This is a genomic window from Streptomyces sp. NPDC002785 (assembly GCF_040295565.1).
Taxonomy (GTDB): Bacteria; Actinomycetota; Actinomycetes; order Streptomycetales; family Streptomycetaceae; genus Streptomyces.
Map to the genome: position 1 here is coordinate 1 of NZ_JBEOVN010000285.1, position 7,160 is coordinate 7,160.

Annotated in this window: 6 protein-coding genes and 1 riboswitch; of the genes, 2 read left to right on the forward strand and 4 right to left on the reverse strand. The window is 67.8% G+C overall.

Annotated features, from left to right (window positions below; genetic code table 11):
- Window positions 1–61 precede the first annotated feature (61 nt).
- From groL to thrC, 4 genes are all read right to left on the reverse strand, one after another.
- The gene (gene groL / locus ABTZ94_RS35150; RefSeq protein ID WP_093540313.1) at window positions 62–1,684 is read right to left on the reverse strand and encodes a chaperonin GroEL; all 1,623 of its coding nucleotides are present in this window, start codon (window positions 1,682–1,684) and stop codon (window positions 62–64) included.
- A 336-nt stretch (window positions 1,685–2,020) separates the two neighbouring features.
- Window positions 2,021–2,227, reverse strand: a complete 207-nt coding sequence (locus tag ABTZ94_RS35155; RefSeq protein ID WP_003967346.1) for a cold-shock protein — start codon at window positions 2,225–2,227, stop codon at window positions 2,021–2,023.
- A gap of 422 nt (window positions 2,228–2,649) precedes the next feature.
- Window positions 2,650–2,928: a MoaD/ThiS family protein gene (locus ABTZ94_RS35160; RefSeq protein WP_266730791.1), complete on the reverse strand. Its 279-nt coding sequence runs from the start codon at window positions 2,926–2,928 to the stop codon at window positions 2,650–2,652.
- A 29-nt stretch (window positions 2,929–2,957) separates the two neighbouring features.
- Entirely contained in the window at window positions 2,958–4,259 is a 1,302-nt protein-coding gene (thrC, locus tag ABTZ94_RS35165) for a threonine synthase (RefSeq protein ID WP_351207128.1), read from the reverse strand.
- 18 nt (window positions 4,260–4,277) lie between these two features.
- Window positions 4,278–4,405: riboswitch (SAM riboswitch) on the reverse strand.
- Window positions 4,406–4,558: 153 nt separating this feature from the next.
- Here thrC and ABTZ94_RS35170 point away from each other — a divergent pair.
- Both ABTZ94_RS35170 and ABTZ94_RS35175 read left to right on the forward strand, forming a co-directional pair.
- Window positions 4,559–5,509: a glucosyl-3-phosphoglycerate synthase gene (locus tag ABTZ94_RS35170; protein WP_351207130.1), complete on the forward strand. Its 951-nt coding sequence runs from the start codon at window positions 4,559–4,561 to the stop codon at window positions 5,507–5,509.
- A 54-nt stretch (window positions 5,510–5,563) separates the two neighbouring features.
- On the forward strand, window positions 5,564–6,958 hold the full coding sequence (locus ABTZ94_RS35175) for an alpha,alpha-trehalose-phosphate synthase (UDP-forming) (protein WP_351207133.1): 1,395 nt from the start codon (window positions 5,564–5,566) through the stop codon (window positions 6,956–6,958).
- Window positions 6,959–7,160 lie beyond the last annotated feature (202 nt).

Consider the following 7,160-nt stretch of genomic DNA (forward strand, 5'->3'; position numbering starts at 1 on the left):
GGACCAGTTGGTCCCGGGGCCGATGCGGCAAAGCTGTACAGGAACTACCGATCCGTCAGGATCAGAAGTCCATGTCACCGCCCGGCATGCCGCCCGGAGCGGCCGCGGAGGCCTTCTCCGGCTTGTCGGCGATGACGGCCTCGGTGGTGAGGAACAGCGCGGCGATGGACGCGGCGTTCTGCAGGGCGGAACGCGTGACCTTGGCCGGGTCGAGGATGCCCTCGGCGATCATGTCGACGTACTCGCCGGTCGCGGCGTTCAGACCGTGGCCGACGGCCAGGTTGCGCACCTTCTCGACGACGACGCCGCCCTCAAGACCACCATTGACGGCGATCTGCTTGAGCGGGGCCTCCAGGGCGAGCTTCACGGCGTTGGCGCCGGTCGCCTCGTCACCCGAGAGCTCCAGCTTCTCGAAGACGGCCGAGGCCTGGAGCAGAGCCACGCCACCACCGGCGACGATGCCCTCCTCGACGGCGGCCTTGGCGTTGCGCACCGCGTCCTCGATGCGGTGCTTGCGCTCCTTGAGCTCGACCTCGGTCGCGGCACCGGCCTTGATGACGGCCACGCCGCCGGCCAGCTTCGCGAGGCGCTCCTGGAGCTTCTCGCGGTCGTAGTCCGAGTCGGAGTTCTCGATCTCGGCACGGATCTGGTTGACGCGACCCTGAACCTGGTCGCTGTCACCGGCACCGTCGACGATCGTGGTCTCGTCCTTGGTGATGACGACCTTGCGGGCGCGGCCGAGCAGGTCGAGACCGGCGTTCTCCAGCTTGAGGCCGACCTCCTCGGAGATGACGGTGCCACCGGTGAGGATGGCGATGTCGCCGAGCATGGCCTTGCGGCGGTCACCGAAGCCCGGGGCCTTGACGGCAACGGACTTGAAGGTGCCACGGATCTTGTTGACGACCAGGGTCGACAGGGCCTCGCCCTCGACGTCCTCGGCGATGATCAGCAGCGGCTTGCCGGACTGCATGACCTTCTCCAGCAGCGGAAGGAGGTCCTTCACGTTGCTGACCTTGGAGTTCACGATCAGGATGTACGGGTCGTCGAGGGACGACTCCATGCGCTCCATGTCGGTGGCGAAGTACGCCGAGATGTAGCCCTTGTCGAAGCGCATACCCTCGGTGAGCTCCAGCTCCAGACCGAAGGTCTGGGACTCCTCGACCGTGATGACGCCTTCCTTGCCGACCTTGTCCATGGCCTCGGCGATGAGCTCGCCGATCTGGGTGTCGGCGGCGGAGATGGAGGCGGTCGAAGCGATCTGCTCCTTGGTCTCCACGTCCTTGGCCTGCTCCAGGAGGGCGGCGGAGACGGCCTCGACGGCCTTCTCGATGCCCCGCTTGAGAGCCATCGGGTTGGCACCCGCGGCGACGTTGCGAAGGCCCTCGCGGACGAGAGCCTGGGCGAGAACGGTGGCGGTGGTCGTACCGTCGCCGGCGACGTCGTCCGTCTTCTTGGCGACCTCCTTGACCAGCTCCGCACCGATCTTCTCGTACGGGTCCTCCAGCTCGATCTCCTTGGCGATGGAAACACCATCGTTGGTGATCGTGGGGGCGCCCCACTTCTTCTCAAGGACGACGTTGCGACCCTTGGGGCCAAGGGTGACCTTGACGGCGTCGGCGAGCTGGTTCATGCCGCGCTCGAGACCGCGCCGGGCCTCCTCGTCGAACGCGATGATCTTGGCCATGTGAAGTGGTCCTCCCGGACAGGGGTGGATTGCTCCGGACCGAGTGGCGCCCGCGACGGACGGCCTGCGTGACCAGTGGTTCCTTGCCCCACCGGACCTGCGGGCCTCACCGGCCCGGTCCAAGTTCTGTCACTCTCACCTGGAGAGTGCTAACGCCAATGATTAGCACTCGACCCCGGAGAGTGCAAGCGTCTCCTACGGAATGTGGACAACGACGGGACGCCGACGACCACGGCCACACACGGGTGGACCACGACGCGGACGCGCGAAGGGCCCGTACCCCAGGGGTACGGGCCCTCCGTGCGTGAGCGGTGTCGTTGGCCGACCGCGTCGAGCTCAGCCGACGGCGAGCTTGACCATGTCTGCCTGCGGCCCCTTCTGACCCTGCGAGATCTCGAATTCAACTCGCTGACCCTCTTCGAGGGTGCGGTATCCGTCCATCTGGATCGCGCTGTAGTGGACGAAAACATCCGCACCACCGTCGACCGCGATGAAGCCGTACCCCTTCTCCGCGTTGAACCACTTGACGGTGCCCTGAGCCATGCCTAACTCCCCTATTACTGGCCCTTGCGCAGGACCGCACTTCGCGGACCCGGGTCAGAACTCACCCTCCGACAGGAGAGGGTGTGTGCGCCGGAACGCGTCGACCGCGGCCGAATGTATCTGCCCAACTGCCCTCTGCAACAGGTCAGTCGGACGAGAATTCTGGGCAGCGCCGAACACCCGAATATGAGGGATTCATGAGATTCCAGGGCAAGTCGGGCCGGGCAAAGGTGACTTTTGGCGCAATGGGATCGACCACTTTGGCTGCTTCTTGTCGTGACCGGGCGCATTCTCATATGCGGGTGGCACGGGCAGCTGGGGGAACTTCCCACACTGTACCGCGCTTAACCATGCAGAATTGCCCCCTCCGTTTCTCTCGCGGAGGGGGCAATTCCGATCAGGCGGTGAAGTCGGACGGATGGTCAGCAGCCGCCCGCGACGGCCGGGATGATCGAGATCCCGGCGCCGTCCGGCGTCGCCGTCTCCAGGCCGCCCTCAAAGCGCACGTCGTCGTCGTTGACGTACACGTTCACGAAGCGGCGCAACTTGCCCTGGTCGTCCAGGACACGAGCGGCGATGCCCGGGTGGTTCCGCTCCAGGGACTCGATGACCTGGGAGAGGGTCGAGCCCTCGGCCGGGACCTCGGCCTGGCCGCCCGTGTAGGTGCGGAGGATGGTGGGGATACGGACCTTGACGCTCATGGTGGGTGCCTTTCTTCGGTCTCGGGTGGTCAGCCGGTGGCGAGGCCGGCGGCGCGGAACGCGTCCAGGCTCGGGCGGATCGTCGCGGTCGCCTGCGAGGTGGCGGCCACCGCGTCCAGGGTCTTGAGGCCGTCACCCGTGTTGAGTACGACGGTGGTCAGCGCCGGGTCGAGCAGACCGGCCTCGATCAGCTTCTTCGTCACGCCGACCGTCACCCCGCCCGCAGTCTCCGCGAAGATGCCCTCGGTGCGCGCCAGCAGCTTGATCGCGTCGACGACCTGCTCGTCATCGACGTCCTCGACAGCGCCGCCGGTGCGGCGGGCGATGTCCAGGACGTACGGGCCGTCGGCCGGGTTGCCGATCGCCAGGGACTTGGCGATGGTGTTCGGCTTCTGGGGCCGTACGACGTCGTGACCGGCCTTGAAGGCGGTGGAGACCGGGGAGCAGCCCTCGGCCTGGGCGCCGAAGATCTTGTACGGCTTGTCCTCGACGAGACCGAGCTTGATCAGCTCCTGCAGGCCCTTGTCGATCTTCGTGAGCTGCGAGCCGGACGCGATCGGGATGACGATCTGGTCGGGCAGCCGCCAGCCGAGCTGCTCGCAGATCTCGTACGCCAGGGTCTTCGAGCCCTCGCCGTAGTACGGACGCAGGTTGACGTTGACGAAGCCCCAGCCCTCGCCGAGCGGGTCACCGATGAGCTCCGAGCAGAAGCGGTTGACGTCGTCGTAGTTGCCCTCGATGCCGACCAGCTCACCGCCGTACACCGCGGCCATGACGACCTTGCCCTGCTCCAGGTCGTGCGGGATGAACACGCAGGAGCGAAAGCCTGCGCGGGCGGCGGCGGCGCCCACCGCACCGGCGAGGTTGCCGGTGGAGGAACAGGAGAGGGTGGTGAAACCGAAGGCGCGGGCGGCCTCGACGGCGATGGCGACGACGCGGTCCTTGAAGGAGTGCGTCGGGTTGCCGGAGTCGTCCTTGACGTACAGGCCGCCGGTGACGCCCAGCTCGCGGGCGAGGTTGTCGGCCTTGACCAGCTTGGTGAAACCGGGGTTGATGTTCGGCTTGTCCGCGACATCGGCGGGGACCGGCAGCAGCGGCGCGTAACGCCAGATGTTGTCGGGCCCGGCCTCGATGCGCTTCTTCAGCTCGTCGGGGGAGCCGCTCGGCAGGTCGTACGCCACTTCGAGCGGCCCGAAACAGGACGCGCAGGCGAAAATGGGGCCGAGCTCGAAACGCTCGCCGCACTCGCGGCAGGAAAGCGCCGCGGCGGAACCGAGGTCGACAGCTTCGGCGGAAGAATTGGTGCTTACTGCAACGGTCTGCACGGCCATAATGGCGGAGGGCCTTTCTCCTCATCTTCCTTGCGACGCATTTCGCCGCAAGACGGAATTGGCACCTTCCCCACCGTGACCTCGCGGTCGGCAGGAGGGTTGCCGGGACTTCAACGGGCCGTTCCCTCAGTCCCTCTGGATGAGCGCTGTGGCACTGGATCAATGATCCAGGCATTTATTGGCGGACTGACCCCGACATGCGACGGCCGTCCGCGTTGTTCAAGACTGTAACCGAAGCACCGGACAGTTGAGATGGTCGTCCGAACCGCGAGATGGATCACATACAGGGAGTATCGACCGTGCTGGAAGAGGTCGAACGCTGGCTGGCCAGGCGTTCCTGGTCGGCCGCCGACCGCCCGCTGGACCGTCTCCTGGCCGCCAAGGCCAGGGACCCGCACCGCGGGAGCGTGAGCGTCGTACTGCCCGCGCTGAACGAGGAGGCGACGGTCGGCCGGATCGTCGCGACGATCCGGCGCGAGCTGATGGAGAAGGTCCAGCTGGTCGACGAACTCGTGGTGATCGATTCCGGTTCCACGGACGCCACCGCGAAGGTGGCCCGGGAGGCCGGCGCCCGGGTGGTGCACCGGGACGAGATACTCCCCCGGATACCCGCCGTGCCCGGCAAGGGCGAGGTCCTGTGGCGGTCACTCCTGGTGACCGACGGTGACATCGTCTGCTTCATCGACGCTGATCTGAAGGACTTCTCGGCGGACTTCGTCTCCGGCATCGTCGGCCCGCTGCTGACCGACCCGAACGTGCAGTTCGTGAAGGCGATGTACGACCGCCCCCTCGGTGACACCGCAGGTCAGGGTGGTCGTGTCACCGAACTGGTGGCCCGTCCGCTGCTCAATCTGCACTGGCCGCAGCTGGCCGGTTTCGTCCAGCCGCTGGGCGGGGAGTACGCCGTGCGCCGCTCCCTCCTCGAACGGCTGCCCTTCCCCGTCGGCTACGGAGTGGAGCTGGGTCTCCTGGTCGATGCGCTGCACACGGTGGGTCTGGACGCGCTGGCCCAGGTCGACGTGGGGGTGCGCAAGCACCGTCACCAGGACGGGCAGGCGCTCGGACGGATGGCGGCGGCGATCTACCGGACCGCTCAATTCCGCCTGTCCCGCGGTCACTTGGTACGGCCTTCGCTCACCCAGTTCGAGCGCGGCGCGGACGGCTTCGTACCGCGCACCCATGCGGTGGACACCGAGGAGCGGCCCCCGATGCGCGAGATCGAGGAGTACGTTTCGCGCCACGCGGCGTGACGTCGCCTGACTTCGCACGTTTGGGCGGTTCGTGATCCGGCTAGATTCCGCAACATGGTCTCCGATCACGAAGCCCAGCCCGCTGCCCAGGTCCTCGTTGCGTCCAACCGCGGCCCGGTGTCGTACACCCTCGCCACGGACGGAACGCTGGACGCGAAGCGGGGCGGCGGCGGGCTCGTCTCCGGGCTGAGCGCCGTCAAGGACAAGCTGTGGGTGTGCGCGGCGCTCGGCGACGGGGACCGGGAGGCGATCCGGCGCGGGGTCGGTGAGCGGGGCGTACGGATGCTCGACATCGACGCGGCCGTCCACGCGGACGCGTACAACGGCGTCGCGAACTCGGTGCTCTGGTTCGTCCACCACATGCTGTACCAGACGCCGCTGGAGCCGGTCTTCGACGCGGAGTTCCGGCGGCAGTGGGCGTCGTTCGAGACGTACAACCGGGCCTTCGCCGAGGCGCTCGCCGAGGAGGCGGGGCGGGGTGCGGCGGTGCTGGTGCAGGACTACCACCTGGCGCTGGTGCCCGGCATGCTCCGCGAGCTCCGCCCCGACCTGCGGATCGGCCACTTCTCGCACACCCCGTGGGCGCCCGCCGACTACTTCCGCCTGCTCCCCGACGACATTGCCGAGCAGCTGCTGCACGGCATCCTGGGCGCGGACCGGGCGGCGTTCCTGACCCGGCGCTGGGCGGACGCGTTCATCGGCTGCTGTACGGAGATCCTGGGCGGCACCGGCCTGACCAGGATCGGGGTGCACGGGCTCGGCGCGGACGCGGACTTCCTGCGCGGGCGCGCGCACGAGGCGGACGTGGAAGAGCGGATGGCGGCGCTGCGGGAGCAGGCCGGCCCCGGGCGAAAAACGATCGTACGAGTGGACCGGACGGAGCTGTCCAAGAATATCGTGCGCGGGCTGTTCGCCTATCGCGAGCTCCTCGAAGAGCGGCCCGAATGGCGTGAGCGCGTCGTCCATGTCGCCTTCGCCTACCCCTCGCGGCAGGACCTGGCGGTGTACCGCGACTACACGGCCGAGGTGCAGCGGGTCGCCGACGAGATCAACGTCGTGTACGGCACGGCGGGCTGGACGCCGGTCGTGCTTCACGTCAAGGACGACTTCGCCCGCTCGCTCGCCGCGTACCGGCTGGCCGACGTGGCACTCGTCAACCCGATCCGCGACGGCATGAACCTGGTCGCCAAGGAGGTCCCGGTCGTCTCCGACCACGGCTGCGCGCTGGTGCTGTCGCGGGAGGCGGGGGCGTACGAGGAGCTGGGCAGCGATGCGGTCGTGGTGAACCCGTTCGACGTGTCCGCGACGGCGGCGGCGCTGCACGAGGCGTTGACGATGGCGGACGACGAACGGGCCGCGCGCACGGAGCGGCTGGCTGCGGCTGCGGTGGCGCTGCCGCCGCAGCAGTGGTTCCTGGACCAGCTGGACGCGCTGCGGCAGGAGGCTTGAGAAGGAACCCGTCCAAAGACCGAGGACACGGCGTCGCCGCCGGGTTTTTCCTAACGACCTCCCCCACGATAGGGAGCGGATCAGCGAGCGGCGTCGTGCGGCTTCGATTGCAAGGCGGAGGAAGGAAGCGACGCGGAGCGTCGTTGACTGACGACAACGCCGCAAGCGGAGTCGCAGGGCGTCGGGAGCCCGCTCCCTATCG

What these genes read in the sequence shown, in the direction of transcription:
- ABTZ94_RS35160 (WP_266730791.1), bottom strand. Translation starts at nt 2,928, where the DNA reads ATGAGCGTCAAGGTCCGTATCCCCACCATCCTCCGCACCTACACGGGC.
- ABTZ94_RS35175 (WP_351207133.1), top strand. Translation starts at nt 5,564, where the DNA reads ATGGTCTCCGATCACGAAGCCCAGCCCGCTGCCCAGGTCCTCGTTGCG.
- thrC (WP_351207128.1), bottom strand. Translation starts at nt 4,259, where the DNA reads ATGGCCGTGCAGACCGTTGCAGTAAGCACCAATTCTTCCGCCGAAGCT.
- groL (WP_093540313.1), bottom strand. Translation starts at nt 1,684, where the DNA reads ATGGCCAAGATCATCGCGTTCGACGAGGAGGCCCGGCGCGGTCTCGAG.
- ABTZ94_RS35155 (WP_003967346.1), bottom strand. Translation starts at nt 2,227, where the DNA reads ATGGCTCAGGGCACCGTCAAGTGGTTCAACGCGGAGAAGGGGTACGGC.